At 60.7% G+C, this 21,803-nt stretch carries 21 protein-coding genes and 1 tRNA gene; 12 read left to right on the top strand and 10 right to left on the bottom strand.

Features of this window, described 5'->3' with window-relative positions:
- The first annotated feature begins 1 nt into the window (after position 1).
- The 4 genes from ribH (at position 2) to AAID99_RS09335 (ending at position 5,613) form a co-directional block, all read left to right on the top strand.
- Positions 2–475 (top strand): 6,7-dimethyl-8-ribityllumazine synthase, encoded by a 474-nt coding sequence (gene ribH / locus AAID99_RS09350; RefSeq protein WP_267311198.1) that lies wholly within the window; start codon positions 2–4, stop codon positions 473–475.
- Between the two features lie 115 nt (positions 476–590).
- Positions 591–3,185: an MMPL family transporter gene (locus AAID99_RS09345; RefSeq protein ID WP_498493713.1), complete on the top strand. Its 2,595-nt coding sequence runs from the start codon at positions 591–593 to the stop codon at positions 3,183–3,185.
- Between the two features lie 108 nt (positions 3,186–3,293).
- On the top strand, positions 3,294–4,751 hold the full coding sequence (locus AAID99_RS09340) for a carbohydrate porin (RefSeq protein WP_498493711.1): 1,458 nt from the start codon (positions 3,294–3,296) through the stop codon (positions 4,749–4,751).
- A 112-nt stretch (positions 4,752–4,863) separates the two neighbouring features.
- The gene (locus tag AAID99_RS09335) at positions 4,864–5,613 is read left to right on the top strand and encodes an AIM24 family protein (protein ID WP_498493710.1); all 750 of its coding nucleotides are present in this window, start codon (positions 4,864–4,866) and stop codon (positions 5,611–5,613) included.
- Between the two features lie 27 nt (positions 5,614–5,640).
- Here AAID99_RS09335 and AAID99_RS09330 read toward each other — a convergent pair whose 3' ends face one another.
- From AAID99_RS09330 to AAID99_RS09320, 3 genes are all read right to left on the bottom strand, one after another.
- A complete protein-coding gene (locus tag AAID99_RS09330) occupies positions 5,641–6,321 on the bottom strand; it encodes a hypothetical protein (protein ID WP_498493709.1) in 681 nt (226 codons plus the stop codon).
- A gap of 120 nt (positions 6,322–6,441) precedes the next feature.
- Positions 6,442–7,242: a serine O-acetyltransferase gene (gene cysE / locus AAID99_RS09325; RefSeq protein WP_188425777.1), complete on the bottom strand. Its 801-nt coding sequence runs from the start codon at positions 7,240–7,242 to the stop codon at positions 6,442–6,444.
- Positions 7,239–8,462 carry a UbiH/UbiF/VisC/COQ6 family ubiquinone biosynthesis hydroxylase gene (locus AAID99_RS09320; protein ID WP_498493708.1) on the bottom strand — a complete coding sequence of 408 codons (1,224 nt, stop codon included), beginning with the start codon at positions 8,460–8,462 and terminating at the stop codon, positions 7,239–7,241. The genes cysE and AAID99_RS09320 overlap by 4 nt, the downstream gene beginning before the upstream one ends.
- Before the next feature lie 170 nt (positions 8,463–8,632).
- Here AAID99_RS09320 and glnK point away from each other — a divergent pair, with 170 nt between their 5' ends.
- From glnK to AAID99_RS09305, 3 genes are read left to right on the top strand one after another with little or no spacing between them, the layout of a single operon-like run.
- On the top strand, positions 8,633–8,971 hold the full coding sequence (glnK, locus tag AAID99_RS09315; RefSeq protein ID WP_025841918.1) for a P-II family nitrogen regulator: 339 nt from the start codon (positions 8,633–8,635) through the stop codon (positions 8,969–8,971).
- Positions 8,972–8,976: 5 nt separating this feature from the next.
- Positions 8,977–10,308 carry an ammonium transporter gene (locus AAID99_RS09310; RefSeq protein ID WP_304500469.1) on the top strand — a complete coding sequence of 444 codons (1,332 nt, stop codon included), beginning with the start codon at positions 8,977–8,979 and terminating at the stop codon, positions 10,306–10,308.
- A gap of 28 nt (positions 10,309–10,336) precedes the next feature.
- On the top strand, positions 10,337–10,840 hold the full coding sequence (locus tag AAID99_RS09305; protein ID WP_498493707.1) for a hypothetical protein: 504 nt from the start codon (positions 10,337–10,339) through the stop codon (positions 10,838–10,840).
- A 90-nt stretch (positions 10,841–10,930) separates the two neighbouring features.
- On the opposite strand, the gene AAID99_RS09300 is transcribed toward AAID99_RS09305, so the two are convergent.
- A complete protein-coding gene (locus tag AAID99_RS09300) occupies positions 10,931–11,908 on the bottom strand; it encodes a sugar-binding transcriptional regulator (RefSeq protein WP_498493706.1) in 978 nt (325 codons plus the stop codon).
- Positions 11,909–12,045: 137 nt separating this feature from the next.
- Here AAID99_RS09300 and AAID99_RS09295 point away from each other — a divergent pair, with 137 nt between their 5' ends.
- Positions 12,046–12,735 (top strand): transaldolase family protein, encoded by a 690-nt coding sequence (locus tag AAID99_RS09295; protein ID WP_188425782.1) that lies wholly within the window; start codon positions 12,046–12,048, stop codon positions 12,733–12,735.
- 59 nt (positions 12,736–12,794) lie between these two features.
- Positions 12,795–13,739 carry a carbohydrate kinase family protein gene (locus AAID99_RS09290; RefSeq protein WP_188425783.1) on the top strand — a complete coding sequence of 315 codons (945 nt, stop codon included), beginning with the start codon at positions 12,795–12,797 and terminating at the stop codon, positions 13,737–13,739.
- A gap of 187 nt (positions 13,740–13,926) precedes the next feature.
- Here AAID99_RS09290 and AAID99_RS09285 read toward each other — a convergent pair whose 3' ends face one another.
- Both AAID99_RS09285 and AAID99_RS09280 read right to left on the bottom strand, forming a co-directional pair.
- A complete protein-coding gene (locus AAID99_RS09285; RefSeq protein WP_498493705.1) occupies positions 13,927–15,111 on the bottom strand; it encodes a nucleoside hydrolase in 1,185 nt (394 codons plus the stop codon).
- A 309-nt stretch (positions 15,112–15,420) separates the two neighbouring features.
- Positions 15,421–15,506: transfer RNA gene (locus AAID99_RS09280), tRNA-Tyr, on the bottom strand.
- 95 nt (positions 15,507–15,601) lie between these two features.
- On the opposite strand from AAID99_RS09280, the gene rlmB reads away from it, so the two are divergent.
- Together rlmB and AAID99_RS09270 are read left to right on the top strand one after the other, a co-directional pair.
- Positions 15,602–16,393: a 23S rRNA (guanosine(2251)-2'-O)-methyltransferase RlmB gene (gene rlmB, locus AAID99_RS09275; RefSeq protein ID WP_188425784.1), complete on the top strand. Its 792-nt coding sequence runs from the start codon at positions 15,602–15,604 to the stop codon at positions 16,391–16,393.
- Positions 16,394–16,489: 96 nt separating this feature from the next.
- Complete coding sequence (locus AAID99_RS09270) at positions 16,490–17,488, top strand: zinc-binding alcohol dehydrogenase family protein (RefSeq protein ID WP_188425785.1); 999 nt, start codon at positions 16,490–16,492, stop codon at positions 17,486–17,488.
- Positions 17,489–17,500: 12 nt separating this feature from the next.
- On the opposite strand, the gene AAID99_RS09265 is transcribed toward AAID99_RS09270, so the two are convergent.
- Complete coding sequence (locus AAID99_RS09265) at positions 17,501–18,328, bottom strand: sulfotransferase family protein (protein ID WP_188425786.1); 828 nt, start codon at positions 18,326–18,328, stop codon at positions 17,501–17,503.
- A 260-nt stretch (positions 18,329–18,588) separates the two neighbouring features.
- On the opposite strand from AAID99_RS09265, the gene AAID99_RS09260 reads away from it, so the two are divergent.
- Entirely contained in the window at positions 18,589–18,984 is a 396-nt protein-coding gene (locus tag AAID99_RS09260; RefSeq protein WP_188425787.1) for a DUF3597 domain-containing protein, read from the top strand.
- Between the two features lie 156 nt (positions 18,985–19,140).
- On the opposite strand, the gene ptsP is transcribed toward AAID99_RS09260, so the two are convergent.
- From ptsP to AAID99_RS09245, 3 genes are read right to left on the bottom strand one after another with little or no spacing between them, the layout of a single operon-like run.
- Positions 19,141–20,964, bottom strand: coding sequence for a phosphoenolpyruvate--protein phosphotransferase (gene ptsP, locus AAID99_RS09255; RefSeq protein ID WP_498493704.1), 1,824 nt, complete (start codon positions 20,962–20,964; stop codon positions 19,141–19,143).
- Positions 20,957–21,241, bottom strand: coding sequence for an HPr family phosphocarrier protein (locus AAID99_RS09250; protein ID WP_188425788.1), 285 nt, complete (start codon positions 21,239–21,241; stop codon positions 20,957–20,959). The genes ptsP and AAID99_RS09250 overlap by 8 nt, the downstream gene beginning before the upstream one ends.
- Positions 21,238–21,738, bottom strand: coding sequence for a PTS sugar transporter subunit IIA (locus AAID99_RS09245; RefSeq protein WP_188425789.1), 501 nt, complete (start codon positions 21,736–21,738; stop codon positions 21,238–21,240). The genes AAID99_RS09250 and AAID99_RS09245 overlap by 4 nt, the downstream gene beginning before the upstream one ends.
- Between the last annotated feature and the right edge of the window lie 65 nt (positions 21,739–21,803).

Genomic DNA, 21,803 nt, shown 5'->3' with positions numbered 1-21,803 from the left:
CATGAGCAAGACCATCCCCGTCGCCCCCGATCTCAACCTGGTGCCGACCCCCAAGCTCGCTCTGCTCGTCAGCCGCTTCAACACCGATGTCACGCATGGTCTGCGCGACGGCGCGCTTGAATGGCTTGAAGAGCACGGCATTCGCGATGTCGACGTGTTTGATGCTCCCGGCGCTTTCGAACTGCCGCTCATGGCGCAGGCTCTCGCCAAGACCGGCACTTATGAGGGCGTGATCTGCCTTGGCTGCGTCATCAAGGGTGATACGGCCCATTTCGAGTTCATCAGCCTTGGTGCGACGATCGGAATCATGCAGGCACAGCTTGCCACCGAGACGCCAATCTCGTTTGGCGTGCTCACCACCTATACCGACGAACAGGCTCAGGCCCGCTCGCGCAAGGATGTCCATAACAAGGGACGCGAGGCTTCTGCTGCCTGCGTCGAGACGCTGGCCTTCCTGCGCAACACACGCAGCTGATCGAGGTGTTACAAGAGTGTGACGGATGAAGTTTCCCAATCGGGAAACAATGCTCTAAACCTGCCCGGACCGTGACGCCTTGGCGTCTCACCGTGGCAGGGTTCATCGCACTCCAATGCTAGCAAACTTCATCGGCTCGATCGTCTCGTTCTGCACAAGACGCGCCTGGATCGTTATTCTCCTTTTCGCGCTTCTGACGGCGGGCAGCCTGTTTCTGACAGTGCAACGCCTTGGCGTGACGACCGATACTGATGAGATGTTTGCCGCCAGCCTGCCGTGGAAACAGCGCGGTGCTGAGCTCAGCCGCCTTTTTCCGCAGAATGACGACCTGATGGTCGCCATCATCAAGGCTGATATGCCCGAGCAGGGGCGGGCGACAGCGCGTGAACTGGCGAAGATCCTGCGCGCCGATCACAAGAATTTCCGCACGGTCAGACTGCCTGACGACTCACCCTTCCTGCAGAATCACGGGCTGCTCTATCTCGACAAGCCGGTGCTGGGGTCCTTGCTCGACTCCATCGTAGCCGCGCAGCCCTTTCTGGGCACGCTCTCGGCAGATCCCTCTGCGCGCGGGATTTTCTCGGCGCTTGGCCTGATGGGGGAGGGGCTGTCAGCCGGTGAGGACATTCCCGAAAGCTTCACCCCGGAGCTTCAGGGCTTTGCCTCTGCGCTTCGTGACGCGGCTCAGGGTCATCCCAAGGATCTCTCGTGGCAGAATCTTCTGGCGGGGCCGCTGGCCGACATGGCGGGCAATTATCAATATGTCATGACGCAGCCGCATCAGGATTTCGGCTCGCTCCAGCCGGGTGGCGAGGCGAGTGCTGCCATGCGCAAGGCCATCGACTCCCTGCCTTTCATCAAGAGTGGCAACGCCATTGCGATGATCACAGGCCCGGTGCAGCTCAGCGATGAGGAATTCTCGACTGTCGCTCATGGCATGGGTCTCGGGCTGCTGACCTCTCTCGTTCTGGTGGCGTGCTGGCTGGTACTGGCCGTGCGTTCGGTGCGTGTCATCGTGCCCATTCTCATCACGCTCGTGATTGGCCTGCTTCTGACCACCGGGTTTGCCGCCATCGCGGTCGGCAAGCTTAATCTGATCTCCGTCGCCTTTGCCGTGCTGTTTGTCGGAATTGCCGTCGATTTCGCTATCCAGTTTTCGGTGCGTTTCCGTGGTCAGCGTCTGACATCGGGAGGCGAGATGTCACCGGCCGATGCGCTGGCCGAAACAGGGCGTGAAACGGGACACCAGATTCTGGTCGCCTCGCTCGCGACGGCGGCTGGCTTCCTTGCTTTCGTGCCGACCAATTTCGTCGGTGTGGCGCAGCTGGGGCTGATCGCCGGTATTGGCATGATCATCGCCTTTCTCTGCACCATGACGCTGCTGCCTGCGCTGCTCTGTCTGTTCCGTGCGCGTCTGAGCCGTGGCGAGCCTGGCTTCAGGAAGCTGGCAGGGGTCGATCACTGGCTGCGTCATTATCGCAAGCCGGTGCTCGCCTTCTATGCCCTGCTGGCCATCGCCGGTCTGGCGCTTATTCCGCGTCTCAGCTTCGATGCCGATCCGCTGCATACCAAGAACCCCGATACCGAGGGTATGCGGGCGCTTCACCTGCTGGAGCAGGACCCCCGTGCGTCGCCCTATGACGGCGAGGTCATTGTGCCCAATCTCAGGATTGCGGCTGAGCGGGTGAAGCAGTTCGAGGCGCTGCCGAGTGTCTCGTCGGTCATGTGGCTCGGCATGTTCGTGCCCGAAAACCAGACCGAAAAACTGGCCATGATTCAGGATACGGCGTCCATCCTTCTGCCGACGCTTGTGGGGCAGGAGGTTGCGCCCGCTCCTGATGCCAATGCATTGCGCGCCAGCGCTGCGGCGGCGGCCAGCAAGCTTGGGGCTGTTCTCGACAAGACGGCGCCAGCTTCGCCCCTGCGTGACATCCAGAAATCGCTTGCCCTTCTCGCCAAGGCGTCGGATGCGCAGATTCTGGCGGCCAATACGGCGCTGACACGCTTTCTGCCTGAGCAGCTTTCGCAACTTGTGGATGTGCTTCAGCCGACCCCCGTGACGCTTGAGGGCATTCCCCAGGATATCGCGCGCGATTATGTGCTGCCTGACGGGCGTGCGCTGCTCAAGATCCTGCCAAAGGGACGCATGTCTGACAGCAAGGTGCTGTATCACTTCCTCAACGACATGCTTTCGGTTGACAAGAATACGGCAGGCACGGCGCTTGAGGTGGTCGAGAGCGCCCATACCATGGTGCATGCCTTCTCGACGGCGGCACTCTCAGCTCTGGCCATGATTGCGATCATTCTTTTCGTCGCCCTGCGCCGTCTGCTGGATATGGTGCTCGTTCTGGCGCCCCTGATGCTGTCGGCCCTGCTGACGGTCATCCTGATCGTGACGGTGCCTGAGACGCTGAACTTTGCCAATATCATCGCCCTGCCGCTGCTTCTGGGCGTTGGCGTGTCGTTCAATATCTACTTCGTCATGAACTGGCGCGCCGGCATCAAAAGCCCGCTGACCTCGCCTACGGCGCGCGCTGTCCTTTTCTCGGCGCTTACCACCGGGACGGCTTTCGGCTCTCTGGCGGCGTCGCAGCATCCGGGTACGGCAAGCATGGGGCGTCTGCTTCTGATGTCGCTGGCCTGTACGCTTCTGGCGACCCTGACCTTCATCCCGGCCCTGCTTCCCAAACGCAAGCTCGACGCTGAATAAGAGTGAGTTGCCTATAAGGCAGAGCAGCTCCGCCTCAAAAGCAGGTGGCAGGCGGGGCTGACCGGTGCTAGGGACATGAGACTAACGTTTTCGTGAGCCCTGCCTATCGTGTCGAAATCCCTTTTTCGCTGGAGCCTCACGGCTGCCTGTCTGGCCGGGTTGACGGCGCCGCTGCCCGCCTGGGCCGGTGAGGACAGCGACGAAGAAACCGGGTCCGAACCCAGCTATCAGATCAATGATCCGTTTCCTGACCGGCAATTGCAGCCGACCAGTGTGCCGGCATTCGGCCAGCCGAAGGCTGTTTTCTACAATCCATACGGGCTGACAGACTGGCTGCGTCGTCATGGCATTGGCGTGTTGCTCGACAACATCAACGAATATGCGGCGGCGGTCACGGCGCCCACGAAAAACGTCGGCGATTACCGGCAGGGTTCGAGCAATGCCGGGCAATATGCCCTTTCCCTGAACGTGGACTGGGAGCGCATTGCCCATATCAAGGGCTTTGCCACCCATATGGTCGTGACCGGACGCTATGGGACGCCTGCCAACCGCATGTTCGGTGACTGGCTCAACCACTCATCCGAAATCTATGGCGGCGGCGGCAATGTGGTCGTGCATCTCGTCATGGCCTATGGCGAAGAGACGCTTTATGGCGGCAAGCTCTCGATTGCGGCCGGACGTATGGCCGAACTTTCCGATTTTGCGGCCAGCCCGCTTTTCTGCACATTCCAGATCAATGCGATCTGCGGGCGACCGCGCGCCGCTGCCGATACAGGCTATGCGTCGACCTTCCCCGCCGGAAACTGGGGGCTGCGTGTGCGTGGTCGTCCCCTGCCGCAATCCTATATCCAGCTCGGCCTCTATCTGACTGAGGAGGGGATGTTCTCCTACGGGATGAACAGAAGCGGTTTCAAATTCAACAGTGCCTATATCAATGGCGTCAGGCTGCCGCTCGAACTGGGCTGGGAGCCCAAAATACGCAGTCATCTGTCCGGCCATTACAAGATTGGCGTTGCCCTCACGACCGCCGCACTCTCGGATATTCATGAAGATGAATATGGCGAGCCTTACGTGCTGACCGGGGTAAGCCAGCGTCAACACCATGCCAGCCTGAATAGCTGGGTCATGATGGACCAGAAATTTGCGACCTACCGGCGTGATCGCTTCGGCAACGATTCCGATGCCGGCCTGACGGCGCTCTGGGGCTTTCTGTACAACGACAAGCATGTCGCACTGCGCAACTGGCAGGCCTATGGTGGCCTTATCAGTCGCGGTACCTTCGCCTCGCGACCGGAAGATACGATCGCGGTGGTGTTCAGCTACACCGCTATTTCACCGGGCGTGCAGCGCACCGAGGAATTGCTGCGTGCGCAGGGCAAGACGCTGCCCTATCGTGCGACAGGCATCCAGCGCCATGCCATTGTGATGGAAGCCAATTATGGCTGGCACGCTTTTCGTGGCGTGCTGATGCAGCCGATGGTCCAGGCCTTCATCCGCCCCAACGGGCAGGGCAATCTGCGGGATGCGGTGCTTCTGGGCTTCAAGACCCATATCGAGTTTCTCTGACGGCGCCTGCCTGGAATTCCGCTTCAGACAGCGGGAGTAGCCCATTTTTTCGCTGCATCGAACGCAGTGATCGTGCCAAGCTTTGTGTCTTACTATTTCAGGAGACTCTCGCATGGACGCGCAAATTGACGGATCGCTTTTTCCGGTGCTTCGCATCGCGCTTCAGCCGGGCGAGCGCCTTGTGGCCGAGACGGGCGAACTCTCCTGGAAGAGCCCGAATGTGACCCTGAATACGAGCACGGCTGGGGCCGGAAATAGCGGCTTTTTCGGCTCGGTTTCGCGCATGATTGCAGGCGGTGGTCTTTTCATGACCGAATACCGTGCCGAAGGGGCACCCGGCATGGTGGCCTTTGCCGCCAAAATTCCAGGGCATATCAGCGAACATACGCTGGATGGCTCGCGCGCCTATCTCGTGCATCGCCACGGCTTCATCGCAGGTACGGAAGGGGTGCGCCTCGACCTCGCCTTTCAGCGCAAGCTTGGTGCGGGCCTGTTTGGCGGTGAGGGCTTCGTGCTGCAACGGATTTCGGGCTACGGCCAGTTCTGGGCCGAGCTTGGCGGTGAGATCATCGCGCATGATCTGGCACCCGGTGAGCAGATAGATGTGCATCCCGGTCATGTCGGCATGTTTGAAGAGAGCGTCCAGTTCGATATCACCATGTTGCCCGGCATACGCAACAAGCTCTTCGGCGGCGACGGGCTGTTTCTCGCCAGACTGACCGGGCCGGGGCGCATATGGCTGCAGACCCTGACCCTGTCCAATCTGGCAGGGGCGATCGGCCCCTATCTTGGCGCCACGGAGGCGAAAGGAGCGGCAGAAGGCACGCTGCTCGGCTCGCTCGTTCGCAAGGCCTTCGACTGATCCGGGATCAGCGCGAGCTGGCCGGAGTCAAGGTAGTCGCACCTTGGCCAGTCGTGCCAGCAGCTTTTTCTCTGCCGGAGGATGCGCATAAAGAATCCGGAGAGGAATATCGTCGTGCTCGAGCATCCAGGCCACTTCCAGATGATAGCGGCGGTAAAGGCCGCTTCGGGCCACATCCATCAGGGGGTCATGTGCCTGATAACGCGCCAGATTGTCTCTCAGGTCGAAGTCACCGCCCTTACCCACAAGATCGGCATAGCCCTCATTGAGCCATGCTGGATGGATTAGAGCGAAGAAACGACCGAACGCGCGGCCTGGCATGACATGCGTTGCCTCATGGGCAATATAATAGGCGAGCGGACGTTCCTTCGCATCCAGCATAGGCCCCGCAACAGGGGGAATGATCCTGTTTTGGCTGATATCGGCTTCACGAAGATAGATATTGGATGTGAGAGGCGCGATGACGATGCCGCCGACACGGGGATGGAATATCCCGTAGAGTTGCAGGCGCCAGCGCGTGTTGCAGATGAAGACGTGAAAACGCTGCTCTGGCGTATAAAGGATGGATGTCTGCAGCCGTCGCGTGGCATCATCCAGGACCGCAGAGATAGGATCGTCGATGGGTCGATCCGACCAGATATCGAATTGCCGATAATGCAGACGATAGGCGAAGGCGGGCTGGGGATAAGCCAGTATGGCGATATACAAGCCTAACGCGCCCGTCAGTGAGAGGCCGACCCGGCAGAGGGCCCTTTGGCTCTTTTTCAGGCTGGGTCGTTTCACCGGTGTCGTGTCTCCAACTTTGGTGCGCTCGTTCTGTCTGTCCGGTCAGATCACGTAATCGACAGGCGGTAGGCGCTGGTCCATGGCAAGGGCGGGCATGTTGGTGTGACGCGTGCCGATGCGGCGGGCCGGGTTGCCGACGACTGTGGTGTAGGGGTGGACGCTTTCCAGAACGACCGAACCGGCACCGATCTTGGCGCCTTCGCCAAGCTCGATATTGCCGAGAACGATCGCGCCAGCGCCGACCAGAACACCGCGACGCACCTTGGGGTGACGATTGCCCGTCTCCTTGCCGGTGCCCCCCAGCGTCACACCCTGAAGAAGTGAAACATCGTCTTCGATGATGCAGGTCTCACCAATGATGATCCCTGCGCCGTGATCGAAAACGAGGCGCCGACCGAGCTGTGCGGCGGGATGGATGTCGAGGCCGAAACGCTCGCTCACGAGGCTCTGGATATGGCGGGCCAGATGCTGGCGGTCATGCTGCCAGAGCCAGTGGGCGATGCGATAGGCCTGAATGGCGTGATAGCCTTTGAAGAACAGGAAAGGCGTTACGTAATCGGGGCAGGCGGCATCGCGCTCGAAAATGGCGATCATGTCTTCGGCGGCGGCTTCGGCAATTTCGGGTCGTTCGATCAGAGCCGAGGTGACGAGGGCCGACAGCACGGGCGCCGACAGGGCGCGGTCTGCCAGTTTTGTGCCGAGTAGGGCAGCCAATGCGCCCTGAAAATTGCGATGATCGCTGATGCCGGTCGCGAAAACGCCCTGAATAAGTACGTCGCAGCAGACATCGCTCTGCTTGAGCATTTCCTGCCAGATGGCGTTGAGATCGGGTGGTGTGCTCATAGACCCATGGCCTTCTTCACAAAGGCGCGTCGCAGGCCGGGCAGGCGGCTCATCGCTTCCAGACCCAGATCGCGCCCGAAACGCAGAACGGGGTTGTCGTTGCCGAAAAGCCGCTCAAGCCCGTCACAGGCGGCCATCATGGCCATGTTACCCGGGCGTACGCGACGTTGATAACGGGTGAGCAGATCTGCACCGCCAAGATCCCCGCCTGTCGCGAAACGCTCTTCGAGCAGGGCTGTCAGGGCAATGACATCCTTGAAGCCGACATTGAGCCCTTGCCCGGCAATCGGGTGCAGACCATGGGCGGAATCACCCGCCAGAGCGAGGCGAGGGCCGATATAGCGCTGCGCATATTGGGCAGAGAGCGGATAGATCCAGCGGCGCCCGACCGGCACGGCGTTGCCGACATCATCGCCAAGGCGCTGCATGATGGCTCTGGCAAAGCCGGTTTTGTCGAGAGCGTAGAAGCGTTCGGCGCGTCGGGTCGATTCTGCCCAGACAATGGCCGAGCGATAGGGATGCTCGGCATTGCCTGGCAGAGGCAGGCGGGCAAATGGGCCCTGAGGCAGAAAATGCTCGAGCGCACGATCCTCATGCGGTCTTTCATGATGGATGATGCTGATTAGACCGCACTGGTTATAGGGCAGACGCGTGACCATGATGCCCGCCTGCTGGCGCAGAGGGCTTTGCCGACCCTCAGCGGCAATGACGAGGGCTGCGCGATAAGAGGCGCCCGATCCGAGCGTGATCGCGACATGGTTGTCTTCGAAGACGAAACTGCCGGTTTCCGGGGCGGCAATTTCGAGCGCGCCCTCATGCGCGGTCAGGGCATGATTGAGCGCGGCACGCAGGTCGCGCGCTTCGATCATCCAGCCGAAAGGGGTTTTCGCGCCATTTTCGACGGGGGCGTCGTCGGGTGAAAAACACAGGCCGTGGCGCGAGGCGGCTTGGCCGGGGCGGCCGTCACTGACGGTGATGCTGCGTATCGGCTGCGAAGGGTTGGGCAGATGCTGCCAGATACCGGCCGCATCGAGCATGCGGCGTGAACCTTCGGTAATGGCATAGGCACGACCATCGAGCGAAGGGTGCTCCATGCCGGGCAGGGGGGCCCGGTCGATCAGCAGGATTCGCAGACCTGACGCCGCGAGACGGCAGGCCAGAGTCGCGCCAACCGGACCGGCGCCGTTGATGCAGATATCGACCTGTCGCATGGGGTGCATTTCCTCGCAGCCTGAATAACCGTGGCTTTTTTAATGCAGTCCTAGGAAATGGGAAATGGATCGTTATAGGCCCTTGCCAATCTCGTTATGAAACTGGCACGATTTACGTTCATGATAACTGGCAGAACTGTTTGCCTAAACAGGGGCCTGTTGCGGCGCGGAGGGATGTAATGAAGCTCATCACGGCGATTATCAAGCCGTTCAAACTGGACGATGTCCGTGAAGCCCTCACCCCATTAGGGGTACAGGGTCTAACGGTTACCGAGATCAAGGGTTTCGGTCGTCAGAAGGGACAGACGGAGATTTATCGAGGGGCAGAATATCAGGTCAGTTTCCTGCCCAAGGTCAAGATCGAGATCGCCGTGACCGACGATATCGTCGATGAGGTGGTCGAGGCGATCCTGAACGCCGCGCGTACCGGCAAGATCGGCGATGGCAAGATCTTTGTCTCGCCGCTGGACACTGTCATCCGCATCAGAACCGGTGAAACGGGAGAAACAGCCATATGAGCCGCATGTACAAGGCGCTTGCTCCTCTTTCTCTCGCCCTGATGCCGCTGCCCGCTTTTGCAGCGCCCGCCGCCATTGATACCGGCGACACCTCTTGGATGCTGGTCAGCACGGCTCTTGTCCTGCTGATGACCATTCCGGGCGTCGGCCTGTTCTACGCCGGCATGGTACGCAAGAAAAACGTGCTGGCCACGCTCATCCAGTCTTTCGCCATCTGTTGTATCGCGAGCCTTGTCTGGCTTGTGGTGGGCTACAGCCTTGCCTTTGGTACGGGCACGCCCTGGATCGGCGATATGTCGCGTTTCATGCTGAACGGCGTTGCCGAGCATATCAGCAAGGGTGTCGATCAGGCCTTCACCATGGGCGCCAATTCCGCCAACCCGGTGGCGATGACCATTCCCGAAAGCGTCTGGGTCATGTTCCAGATGACCTTCGCGATCATCACCCCCGCCCTGATTGCCGGCAGCTTTGCCGAGCGCATGAAGTTCTCGGCACTTTGCGTGTTCACCATCCTGTGGTCGCTGGTGGTCTATGCCCCGATCGCTCACTGGGTCTGGAGCCCGCTTGGCTGGGTGGCTGGTATCGGCGCTGTCGATTTTGCCGGTGGTACGGTCGTTCACATCAATTCCGGTGTGGCCGGTCTCGTCGCGGCACTGGTTCTGGGCAAGCGTCGTGGCTACGGGCATGAGGATCTCTCGCCCTTCAACCTGACCTACGCCATTATTGGTGCCTCGCTGCTCTGGGTTGGCTGGTTCGGCTTCAATGCAGGTTCTGCTGGTGGTGCCAACGGGCGCGCAGGCATGGCCATGCTGACCACGCAGATCGCGACCGCAGGCGGTGCCATGGCCTGGATGGCAGCAGAATGGATCCATTCGCGCAAGCCGACGGCTCTGGGCATCATCTCGGGTGCGGTGGCCGGTCTGGTTGCCATCACCCCGGCTGCCGGTTTCGTTCTGGCCGGTCCGGCGCTGATCATTGGTCTTGTGGCCGGTGTGGTCTGCTTCTGGGCGTCTGCCATTCTCAAGCCGCGCCTCGGCTATGACGACAGCCTAGACGCCTTTGGTGTTCATGGAACGGGCGGTATCGTTGGTGCGCTGCTGACCGGTGTGTTCGCCTATGGCCCGCTTTCGGCAACCGATGCGAACCCTGCCGGTGTGGTGGGCTCCTTCGCCCAGTTCGTCCGTCAGGCCGAAGCGGTTGGCGTGACCATCGTCTGGTGCGTGATCTTCACCTTCATCATCCTCAAGGCAATCGACCTCACAATCGGTCTGCGTGTCACGCGTGATGAGGAACTCGAAGGTCTGGACATGGTTCTTCATGGCGAGCGGATCAACTGATCCGCATTGTCCTTCAAGGGAAATACCGATGGCACTGAAACGCTCACATGGCCATGCTCTTCTGGCCAGTCTCATGCTCGGAGGGGCGGCGCTTGCCAGCCCTTCGGCTCTGGCGCTCACCGCCAAGGAATGCCATGCGAAGTTTCAGGCCGCTGAAAAGGCAGGCACGCTGAACGGCCAGAAATACAAGGATTTCAAGGCCGCCCAGTGTGGGGATGTCTCGACCCAGACAGCGCAGCAGAATATGCCCGCTGCCGAGAAAGAGGCCGCCGCTGACAAGCCGGTCACCACCGACGCACCGGCTTCGCCCGGGGCAGGTATTGCGTCAAAGCCCAGCACGGCGTCGTCTGGCAATGTAGTGTTTCCCACTGCCGTATCGCCACAATATGCCAAGCTTTCAGCAGGCAAGGCCCGTATGAAGACCTGCCTCGACCAGTATCATGCCAACCAGCAGAGCGGTGGTAACGGCTCTCTGAAATGGATTCAGAAGGGCGGCGGGTATTACTCGCAGTGCAATGCCAAGCTGAAATAAACGGCCGCTTTCTGCCAGTTTCGAACGCCGCTCCTTCCTGTCAGGGGGCGGCGTTTTTTTGTGCCTGCTGCTCAGGAAGCGATCATCTCGTCAGAGATCGTCCCCCAGGGCCAGCAGGGCGCGGGCGGCGCCGATATCGGTCACGAGCGTATGGCAGCCCAATCTTCTGATCGCAGCAAAAATGGCAGGGGCTCGGCTCACACCGCCCGAGGCGATCACCAGATGGCGCGTTTCAGCCAGAACAGAGAGCGCGACAGACATGATGCGGCTATTAAGAGGGTGGTCGATTTCACGCCCCTGACCATCGAGCGCATGACACATCACATCGCATAGCGCGCCACGCTCGATGAGACGTTCGTATTCCTCTGCGGAAATGAGTCCGCGCGACAATGACGTGGCCTCTGCGCCGATCTCGCCAACACTCACGATCGCCATGTCGAGCGAGGCGGCCATCTGATCGAGCCGATCAAGCCCGCATTTCTCGCGCAGGACACGCGCTGTCTCCGCCGAATCGACCAGAAGCGGTGCCGGATAGAGAAAGCACTCCGCCCCCATCCGGCTGGCGAGTTGCCAGGCATAATCAGTGCTGTTTTCGTGCCCGGCTTCGATCATGCCGCCAAGAAGGGAAATGACCCTTGTATCGGCCAGGCGTGAGGGGCGAAAACTGCCCAGTGAGGCAGTAAGGGTGCGGCCCCAACCGACTCCAAGACTCATGCCCTCATGCACCGTTTCCGAGAGAAAGCGCCCCAGCGCGGCCCCGACGGAACGTGTTGCCTCGTCCTGATCACGCGCTTGCGGCACGATGATCGCCTCTGCCAGGCCAAAGCGCGCCTCCAGATCGGCGGCAAGGCTGAGACTTTCTTCTGAATCGGTGGCGATCCAGATCTGCACCTCACCCCGACGCAGGACTTCCTCCAGCAGGCGGATAACCGTGGTGCGAGCCAGACCCAGCGCTTCGGCGATGTCTTTCTGGGTCATCCTGCGATCGTAATACATCCAGGCCACACGAAGCCGCGTAGCCTTGTCAGACGTCACGCCCTTGCCCTGCATTCGCTTCACTCGCGTCATGGTCGTCTTTTCCGCAGCCTCAGCGCCCCGCTTTTTCCGGGTGACGCATATGTGTTCGCTCACTCTAACATGTGTCCTGACAATAGGACAAAAGTACGTATTCTCCCCTCTATTATTGCTGAATTCAGGAGAGTCGAATGGTCCAGAGAGCCGAGCCGGGCGCCCGTCCGGGTGTAAGATTATTTCTCGATACAGCTGACCGTGAGGCCCTGGCCCGTTGGCTGCCGACCGGTCTGTTTCATGGTGTCACCACCAACCCGACCATTCTCGATCGCGCCGGACTACGCAGCAGCTTCGATGACATTGCGCCGCTGATGCAGGAGATCCTGACCTATCCGGTGCAGGAAGTTCAGGCCCAGTGCTGGGGTACAGAAACCGATGCCCTGATCGAGACCGGCCTCGCTCTTGCCGCGCTCGACCCCCGTCTTGTGGTCAAGGTGCCGATTACCGAGAACGGCATCCGTGCCGTTGCGGCGCTTCATGCGCGCGGTGTGCGAACGACCCTGACGGCGGTCTATGTGGCCCATCAGGCCCTGACGGCTGCCGCTTCCGGGGCGGATTATGTGGCTCCCTATTTCGGGCGTATCAACGATAGCGGTCGCGATGCCCTGGCCGTGATCAGCGAGATGCAGGCCATTCTCGGTTCGACAGGCACGACGACACGCCTGCTTGTGGCCAGCCTGCGCCATGCCGAAGACATGGCCCGTCTTGCCTCCCTCGGCTGTGACACTTTCACGTTCAGCCCAGTTGTTGCCGAGCAACTCTTCTCTGATCCCCAGACGATTGAAGCTTCTGCGGTTTTCGAGGCGACGGCAGCAGGGGCCTGAGTCCGGCACCTTTTCACGATTGCCGCGCATAACCCGCTTTTGCGGACGGAAAGACAGCAATGACCCACTCTGTTCTCTGCCTCGGCGAGGCGGTAATTGATTTCATTCCCGTGCAGGCAGAGGGAGGGGCGGCGTATCGCCCTTGTCTGGGTGGGTCGTCCTATAATGTGGCGCGGGCCCTGGGCAGGCTCGGGGTGCCGACAGAGTATGGCTGTGCCGTCTCCACCGATCTTTTCGGCGACCAGTTTGTGGCTGGTCTGACAGAGAGCCGGGTCGGGCAGCGCTTTCTGCAGCGGCTGGAGGCGCCTTCGACCCTCGGTTTCGTCAGCCTCGATCAGGCAGAGCCGGTTTATGCTTTTTACGATGAGAGCGCGGCTGACCGCATCTGTGAGGCCATGCCCTCCGGTCTGGCACTGGCCGGGGTCGGAGCACTTCATTTCGGCTCGATCGCGCTCATACGCGAGCCTACGGCGTCAGCCTATGAGACGCTTTTTCTGCGTGAGGCTGGTGGCACAAGGCTGGTGAGTTTTGACCCCAATATCCGCGCCTCGCTTGTGCGCGATGAGGCAGGCTACCGGGCGCGTATCGACAGGCTGCTTCGGGCCGCTGATATCATCAAGATCAGCGGCGCTGATCTCGACTGGCTTTTCCCGGAAATATCGCATGAGGCCGCGGCAGCAGACTGGCTCCGGCATCGGGCCCGGGTGGTGGTGATCACCCATGGCAAGGATGGCGTCAGCGGATGGAGCCGTGTTTCGCACGCCCATGCCAAGGCCATCCCGACGGAGGTTGTCGATACGGTAGGGGCCGGAGACAGTTTCATGGCCGGGTTTCTTGCGGGCCTGCATGAGGAAAACCTGCTCACCCCCGAGACACTGGGCCACCCGTCAGCCGCTGCCCTGCATCAGGCGCTCGCCTATGGTCAGAAAGTCGCCAGCGCCACCTGTGCCCGACGCGGGGCAGATTCCCCATGGAGAGAGCAGATCGCACCCGGGGGGGAATAAAGCGCTCCGGATTTAGGTCCACGTCGTCGCTTCTGCAGGGCATCCTGTAAGGGAGGGATGCTGGGGCGGCGTATCTGTATCCCTCTTTTCAAGCCGGTTTCTTCGCCTCGCTCCAGCGGTTAAAGCCGGAATCGGGGTGCGGCGCCGGGGGCGGATCAAGTCTACACCCCGGCACAGATCGGGCTGATCAGGGCAGAGGTCTGCCGCTGAGGGGCTTCTGGGGGGCTGCGACGAGGCGGTCGATGAGGTCCTCGAAGCGAGGGATGTCGATTCTCTGCACCACGATGGTTTTGCCCTCGCCAAGACCGGGCTGATAGCCGGGCGACCAGGAGAGGATATCGCCGTAAGAGGCGCTGAACTGCGTGTTCACATCGACATAGAGATCTGCCTTCTGCGTGATCAGGCTTGGATCGAGCCAGACGGCCGCAGCAATCTCATCCCAGAGAGGAAAGCCGGGCTCGCGCGTTTTGAGCGAGCGGGCAACAGGGGTGTCGGAGCGCGAAAGGCGCTTGAGCAGGGCGGGCGTGAGTTCGGTATCCGTTGAAGGATCGACCGGGATCATGGTGATTTTCGGCCAAGGTGCCCGCAGGGCGATGCTGGCGGCTTCGGGGTCGAAGCGGATATTGAATTCGCGTCTTGGTGTATTCAGAAACTCACGGGCGAATTGATGGGCGACCTCATCGGGGCGCGTCTGTCGCGGGTTGAGGCTGCCCCCCATATAGACCAGTTCTTTCGCCAGAGACGCAAATTGCGGGTCGAGACGCTGGGCCAGTGCAAGATTGGTCAGAGGGCCGGTCGCAATGATTGAGATCTGATGCGGATAGCGATGCACCATGTCGATCATGAAATCTGCTGCACGCTCCGACTGCGCCTTGATGGTCGGGTTGCCCTGGGGCAGATCCGGCACGACATCGGGCCCATGATAGGGCGGGAGCTTCTGCAGGGTGGGCTCCACCCAGTGCTTCATCCAGACGCCCTTCCAGACCATCTTGCCATAGAGGGCCTCCCAGCGTTCTGTCTGCGCTTCCGTGTTGACCAGCGGAAAACTGGCGCCGGTATAGACCGGCAGATCCGAACGCCCGGCAATTTCCACACCGCGCAGGGCATCGGCTGTCGCCTCTTTCGCCCAAGCGTCGCCGGTCACGGTCGTGACCCCCATGACCTGAACATCAGGGGCCTTGATGACCATCCACTGCGCGAGGGCAAAGCCGTCATCGTCGAGAATGACCTTGCGCGGTTCTGCATGAGCCGCACTCAGGCCAAAACAGGCCAGCCCGAGACAGGCAAAGCTTAGCCGGACCATTTTCGAGCGGTCAGGACGAGCCTTTTTCGCGCGGGTCATATCGCGTTGTGATGCCAAACCAGAACCCATCACCAATCCACTCCTCAAACTCACGGTCGCGCAAGGCAAGCTGCGTCGCCCGGGCAGGGAGACGGTTTATCCGTCTCCGTAACGATAAGGAGAGTGTGTAACGTGCAGCTCATTGCGCGCAATGCGGCAAGGCCACGGAAGACGAGCAAAAAAGGAGGAGTGGGGTCGAAGGCGGTCCGCCGCAGCAAGACGCTCCCTGCAAAAAGGGAAGAGCGAGAGGGAGAAAGCCTTGCAGAACGAGCCTCAGGCGAGGCCCGGTAATCGCCATGAAAGCAGTTGGATCATAATTGGATTGTCAGGAAGGGGACCTGGTGGAGAGAGTTGGATTCGAACCAACGTAGGCGTACACCAGCGGATTTACAGTCCGCCCCCTTTAGCCACTCGGGCATCTCTCCAGGTCGGGACGGGGAATATGGCGGATCAGGACTGGTGTCAACGGGCATTCTTCATTTTTGTTGCATGATGAGAGGGTTCCTCTAGAAGTGCCCTCATGTCGAAACGCCCCTCACGCTCGCCCTCTCCCCGTTCTCCTTCAGGCCGTTCGGGCCGCTCCGCCGAGGGGCGCGCCGCAGCCAGTGGCTACTGGATGTACGGGCTGCATGCGGTAGAAGCCGCCCTGCGCAACCCGGATCGTCATCTGCATGAACTCCTGGTGACGAAAGAGGGATTATCGGCGCTCGAATCCAAACAGGCGCCCATCCGCATTTCCCCCAATGTAGTAGAGCGCCAGCGTCTCGATCTGCTCTGCGAGCGTGATGCGGTGCATCAGGGTGTATGCCTGCGTGTCGAACCCCTGACCCCGCCTTTTCTCGATGAGGTGCTTGAAGGTCGCGAAGGCCCGCTGCTGATTCTCGATCAGGTAACCGACCCGCGCAATATCGGGGCTATCCTGCGTTCTGCCGCTGCTTTCGGTGCGGCGGCGCTGGTGGTTCAGGATCGCAATACCCCGCAGGAAGGGGGCGCGCTGGCCAAGGCAGCCTCAGGCGCGCTCGATGTCGTGCCGGTTCTGCGCGAGGTCAATCTGTCACGCATCATCGCCCAGTTGCAGAATGCCGGTCTCTGGACTGTCGGGCTCGACGCCGGTGGCTCGGTGCTGAATGGCCCAAGCTATGCGGGGCGTCGTGTGGCGCTGGTGCTGGGGGCCGAGGGGGCAGGTCTACGCCGCCTGACACGTGAGAGCTGTGATGAGATCGCCAGCGTTTACATGCCCGGCGATATGGAGAGCCTGAACGTATCCAACGCCGCGGCTGTCGCCTTGTACGAGCTGGTGCGCCCCGCCTGAGTCTGATTCTGCCCAAAGCGACAGAATGCTGCTTCGGGCGTGGGGGCTGTGCTAGGCTTCTCTCTTCAGCGTGTTTTCACGAAAAGGGAGATCCGCATGAAAGCGGTCGGCTACAAGGCGCCTGGTGCGCCTGACATCCTGCAGGATATCGAGCTTCCCGATCCGGCGCCGCCGCAGGGGCGTGATCTGCTCGTGCGGGTCAAGGCGGTCTCGATCAACCCGGTCGATACCAAGATCCGTCAGCGCGCTGGCGCGCTTGAGGGCGATGACTGGCGTGTTCTGGGCTGGGACGCTGCCGGAATCGTCGAGGCTGTCGGGCCAGATGTCAGCCATTTCCGACCCGGTGATCGTGTTTTCTATGCAGGCGCGCTGATGCGCCAGGGCAGTAATGCCGAAAAGCAGCTTGTTGAGGAAACACTGGTCGGCCACATGCCCGAGGGGCTGGACTGGGGACAGGCAGCGTCTTTGCCCCTTACGGCGGTAACGGCGTGGGAAATGCTTTTCGACCGTCTTTCGGTCACTCATCTGACCTCTGGCGCGCTGCTTGTCGTGGGCGGTGCCGGAGGGGTTGGGTCGATACTGATCCAGATCGCACGCAAGCTGACAGGGCTGACAATTATTGCCACGGCATCACGCCCCGAAACGCGTGAATGGGTCGAGAGAATGGGCGCGCATCATGTCATCGATCATCGAGGTGACATGGCGGCTCAGATCAGGGCGCTTGGCCTTGAGCATGTCAGCCATATCGCGTCTCTCACAGCCAGTGACCAGCATCAGAAAACCTATGAGGAAATCCTGGCACCGCAAGGGCATCTCAGCCTGATCGACGATCCGGCGCATTTCGATATCATGGGGTTCAAACGCAAAAGCGCCGTGATTTCGTGGGAATTCATGTTCACACGCTCTCTTTTCGCCACGCCCGACAAGGCGCGCCAGCATGATATTCTCGAGCAGGTCTCGTCTCTGGTTCAGGCGGGCGATCTGGTACCGACCGAGCTTCGACGCGTGACGGGGCTCTCTGCCGAAACCCTGATGGCGCTGCATCGTGACAGTGAAGCTGGCACAAGCATTGGCAAGACGGTTCTCGTCTTCTGAGCATACGCCGTCTCAGGCGAGAATACGCGCACCGCTTTCTCCCGCCTGAGGCCGACGCCAGAACATGCCGCCAGCCAAGGTCTCCTGCACAGCGGGCGGCAGGATGCAGCGCCTCTCTTCATAGCTGACTTTCGGGCGAAGCTGATGCAGGCCCGGTGTGGAGAGTGCCTGATCGAACGCCGTGTGATCATGGCTTTCGACATGCGCGAAATCATAGTCATGAGCAGGCAGGCCGAGCTCCCGCGTCAGAGTAGCCAGCGTGGCTTTGGGGTAACGGGCGAGATAGTCGTAATCGACCAGAATGAGCCGGTTGGCGAACGGCCCGTGAAACGCCTCGATCAGCACCCGCCAGGCATAGCCAAAGACGCCATCGGCAGAGAGCAGATGGTCGAGCCTGTCATGCTGCGTGGCGCGCTTGCCGATCGGTACGAGATGCGATGAGAGAATGGGGTCACGAACGATCAGGCGCTCAAGCGAGTCCATGATCCAGATCGGGTCGCGCACGCAGCAGATGACTTTCGCTGCAGGAAAGATTGTGTCGATCAGCCCCAGCCGGGCGCACCAGTCGCGATGGGTGTCGATGATGACCCGTCGCTCAGTGCCCGAAGCATAATAGCTGTCGAGAATCTGGCGCAGCACACGGTCGCGCTTTCTGGCATCGAAATCGCCCGCATATTCACCTTCAGCCATGAGGGACGACACGCGCAGGATCATGGGCGCTACGGGCGAGGATCGGCCCGATGTGACGAGGGCCGGGTTTTGCGAGAGGAGAGCGGAAAGCAGGGTCGAGCCCGAGCGCGGAAGGCCGGAAATGAAATGGACATCTGGGCTGGGCGACATAGCGCGGGCTGATCCTCTGAAATGGCAGAAAACCTCGCCTATCCGGCTGTCAGCGTCTCAGCAATGAGGCATACGCGCCTCATTGCTGTGTTAAAAAAATCACTACGCAAGAGAAAACCTTTATGCGCTTAAGACGATAAGGTATTTTCCATCTCAATTGATGCCTTGAAGCAATATGTCACTTTTGGTTACGGCATGAAATATTCAGAAATACGCGACAAGAAGCGTGATTCGGGCATCGTTCGCCAGGGAGAGCCATAATGGGCATTTTCAGCACGATCATGACGAAGATCTTCGGCCACGCCGAAGCGGCACCGGCAAGCGGCTCGGCGGGCAGCGCTGCGGCGTCACCGATCGATACCAATGCTTCATCCGCCACACCTTCGGCACCGAGTGCGCCTGTCGATGTCGATGCCGTCCTGACACGTCTCGCTGCGGAGAAGGGCCAGCCTCTGAACTGGCGGACCTCCATTGTCGATCTGCTGAAGCTGCTCGACATGGATAGTTCGCTTGATGCGCGCAAGCATCTGGCACAGGAGCTGCATTACTCGGAAAGCACGGAAGACAGTGCCGCCATGAATGTATGGCTGATTCGTCAGGTCATGCAGAAGCTGGCCGAAAACGGCGGCAAGGTGCCGGAAGAACTCCGCCACTAAGAGACTATTTTCCTCTGAGGGACTCGAGACAGTGGTCTGAATGGCCACTCTTCGGCGCTATGACCGATGGCCTCACGCCTCGGTCGTGGCACTTTCGCGCTCGCACGGCTGGGGGGGCAAACGCATCCCACGGCCTGCCTCTCTGACAAGCAAAAATCAGCAGGCGAAGCTACGCACCAGTTCCGTAAGCTGGATGGGGTCTTCGACCAGCATTGCCCGGCGATAGAGATCATCGCATGCGTCGATGCTCAGGGAGCGTATCATGCGTTTGACTGCTGGAAGCGAGGCCGCTGACATCGAGAATGAACGTAGCCCCATACCGATCAGCAGGGCGACACTGCGCGGGTCAGCGGCCATCTCACCGCAGACACAGATCGGGCGATGGGCCCGCAAGGCTTCATCGACCGAAAAGCGCAGCAGCTTGAGCAGGCTCGGATGAAGCGCCGTATAAAGCGCCGATCCCATTGCGGCCGAGCGATCAACTGCCAGCGTATACATGGTTAGGTCATTGGTGCCGAGCGCGAGAAAATCCGCCTGACGCACAAGAGCCCCCGCAGTCAGGGCGGCTGCCGGTGTCTCGATCATGACCCCGAGCGGGGGCAGATCATTGGGGAGCTTCACTCCGCGACGACGCAGTCTTCTGGCGCAGCGTTCGTAGATCTGCCTTGTGGCGATCACCTCATTTATCGAGCTGACCATAGGCAGCAGAATGCGGCACTTCCCCTCCAGGCTGGCGCGCAAGATGGCGCAGAGCTGAGCTTCCAGAATTTCGGGATGGCGCAGCAGCAGGCGCAGCCCTCGCACGCCAAGGGCCGGATTTTCCTCTTCCTGCTCGTCATGAATGCCAAGCTGCCTCAACCGGGCCAGGCCCTTTTCGCCGCCCCAGTCGAGTACTCTGATGGTCGTCGTCATGCCCTGCATGTCGGCAAGCAGCCCGGCATAGACGGCATATTGCCCGTCTTCGTCGGGTAGAGGCTCGCTCTCATCGAACAGGAATTCGGTACGCAGAAGGCCGATTCCCGTAGCACCATTGCGATGCAGCAGGGGCAGCTCGTTGGCGATCTCGATATTGGCCAGAAGCTCGACATCTTCACCGCTGATCAGACGGCTCGGCAGGCGGCGCAGGCGGCCAATGCCCTTGCGTTCCTTTGCTTCCTCGGCCATGGCCGAGCGGGCTTCTGCAAGTGTCGAGGAATCAGGATTGATGATGACCCGCCCGCTCGATCCGTCGACAATCAGCAGGCTGCCATCCTCGACGAGACTGGTCAGTTCGGGCACGGCCAGCACGGCAGGCACATTCAACGCCCGCAGCATGATGGCCGTATGATCTGTCGCGCCGCCGCCTTCCGACAGCACGGCAGCGATGCGGTTCGGATCGATGACGGCAGCATCGGCGGGGCGAATCTGTTCCGCCACCAGCACCGACCCGCCCGGAATATCGGAGAAAGCGCGAAATGACACGCCGGTCAGATTCCGGAGCAGCCTGCGGGCCACCTCTCGAAACTCGCCTTCGCGCCGCCTTGCGCCTTCGATTTCCTCTTCCGGCATGCCGGGCTGAGGCCCAGCCTGGGCGGCCAGTGTCTCGCTTTCGTGTTGAACGGCGGCCTCTGCCGTCAATCCGTCTTCGGCAATGCGTCGATAGGCGGCGCGTACCAGTCGCGAATGGTTGAGCATGCGCTCATAGACCGTGAGCATCGCATCGATTTCGATCCGGCCCTCATCGGGCAGGCTGGTCAGCTTGCCGCGCAGTTTCTTGAGCTGCTTGAGGGTCAGGGCGATGGCCTGATCGAGGCGTGTGCTCTCTGCCTCTGCAGGCAGTTGCGACGGTACGGCCTCAATGACTGGCAGAGGGCGCTCATGGGCGAGGCTTGCTCGCGCAATGACGATTCCGGCGGAAATGCCCGTACCCTGCAGGATTTTCATCGGCCGGTCGTCGGGCAGGGTAATGTCGCTCGACGGGCGGCGCAGTCTCTTAATCACGTTCGCCAAAGCCGTCGGAGACGAGAATGATCAGCGCATCAATGGCCGCGCTGGCCTGAGGGCCGCTTGCCTGAATGCGGACCATCTCGCCACGACCGGCGCCAAGCATCATCAACCCCATGATCGACAGCGCCGAAACGCGCTGGTCATGACGGCTCACGTCGATGACGGCATCGAAGCTTTCAGCAAGCGTGACGAATTTCGCTGCGGCGCGGGCATGCAGGCCGAGCCGGTTGACGATGGTCACATCGCGTTCCAGCGTCGGGCCTGCGCTCATCGGGCGACCTGACGCAGGGGCGTCAATAGCGGGGAAATGGGAGGGACATAGCTCATGGTGGTATTGACCACCATTTCACAGCTTTTGCCGCCTTGCAAACAGGACTCAGGCAGCTGATAGGCGGCGGCTATATATTTGCGGCCAGCCATGGTTGCCAGCTCGGCGCATTCGGCCAGGCTGCGCGTGCAGCGTGTCTTGGCCAGCTTGACCAGCATCGGCACATTGACGCCAGCCAGAACCTCGACACGGCTTTCATGCCGCAGGGAAAGTGCGAGATTGGAGGGAGTGCTGCCGAAGATGTCGGTCAGAAGCAGAACGCCATCGCCGGTATCAACGGCATTGATGGCGGCGGTGAGCTGGGCACGGGCGAGGGCGATATCATCGTCGGGCATGATGCCCATGACCGCCATCTGGACCTGCGGGCCAACCACATGGGTCACGATTTCAATGAGAGACTGAGCAAGAGAACCATGGGTGACAAGAACGATCCCGATCATCGGGGCCTTCCTTCAAGGGGACTGTGACGCCAGAAATCTGGCGACCCCATGACATATTGGTCATC

Source organism: Asaia sp. Ae19-3 (genome assembly GCF_059801175.1).
This window is presented reverse-complemented; position numbering and strand designations above follow the sequence as displayed.

Coding starts and splice junctions, on each gene's coding strand:
- ribH (WP_267311198.1), top strand. CDS start 2: ATGAGCAAGACCATCCCCGTCGCCCCCGATCTCAACCTGGTGCCGACC.
- AAID99_RS09345 (WP_498493713.1), top strand. CDS start 591: ATGCTAGCAAACTTCATCGGCTCGATCGTCTCGTTCTGCACAAGACGC.
- AAID99_RS09335 (WP_498493710.1), top strand. CDS start 4,864: ATGGACGCGCAAATTGACGGATCGCTTTTTCCGGTGCTTCGCATCGCG.
- cysE (WP_188425777.1), bottom strand. CDS start 7,242: ATGAGCACACCACCCGATCTCAACGCCATCTGGCAGGAAATGCTCAAG.
- AAID99_RS09320 (WP_498493708.1), bottom strand. CDS start 8,462: ATGCACCCCATGCGACAGGTCGATATCTGCATCAACGGCGCCGGTCCG.
- glnK (WP_025841918.1), top strand. CDS start 8,633: ATGAAGCTCATCACGGCGATTATCAAGCCGTTCAAACTGGACGATGTC.
- AAID99_RS09310 (WP_304500469.1), top strand. CDS start 8,977: ATGTACAAGGCGCTTGCTCCTCTTTCTCTCGCCCTGATGCCGCTGCCC.
- AAID99_RS09305 (WP_498493707.1), top strand. CDS start 10,337: ATGGCACTGAAACGCTCACATGGCCATGCTCTTCTGGCCAGTCTCATG.
- AAID99_RS09300 (WP_498493706.1), bottom strand. CDS start 11,908: ATGACGCGAGTGAAGCGAATGCAGGGCAAGGGCGTGACGTCTGACAAG.
- AAID99_RS09295 (WP_188425782.1), top strand. CDS start 12,046: ATGGTCCAGAGAGCCGAGCCGGGCGCCCGTCCGGGTGTAAGATTATTT.
- AAID99_RS09290 (WP_188425783.1), top strand. CDS start 12,795: ATGACCCACTCTGTTCTCTGCCTCGGCGAGGCGGTAATTGATTTCATT.
- AAID99_RS09285 (WP_498493705.1), bottom strand. CDS start 15,111: ATGGGTTCTGGTTTGGCATCACAACGCGATATGACCCGCGCGAAAAAG.
- rlmB (WP_188425784.1), top strand. CDS start 15,602: ATGTCGAAACGCCCCTCACGCTCGCCCTCTCCCCGTTCTCCTTCAGGC.
- AAID99_RS09270 (WP_188425785.1), top strand. CDS start 16,490: ATGAAAGCGGTCGGCTACAAGGCGCCTGGTGCGCCTGACATCCTGCAG.
- AAID99_RS09265 (WP_188425786.1), bottom strand. CDS start 18,328: ATGTCGCCCAGCCCAGATGTCCATTTCATTTCCGGCCTTCCGCGCTCG.
- AAID99_RS09260 (WP_188425787.1), top strand. CDS start 18,589: ATGGGCATTTTCAGCACGATCATGACGAAGATCTTCGGCCACGCCGAA.
- AAID99_RS09250 (WP_188425788.1), bottom strand. CDS start 21,241: ATGAGCGCAGGCCCGACGCTGGAACGCGATGTGACCATCGTCAACCGG.
- AAID99_RS09245 (WP_188425789.1), bottom strand. CDS start 21,738: ATGATCGGGATCGTTCTTGTCACCCATGGTTCTCTTGCTCAGTCTCTC.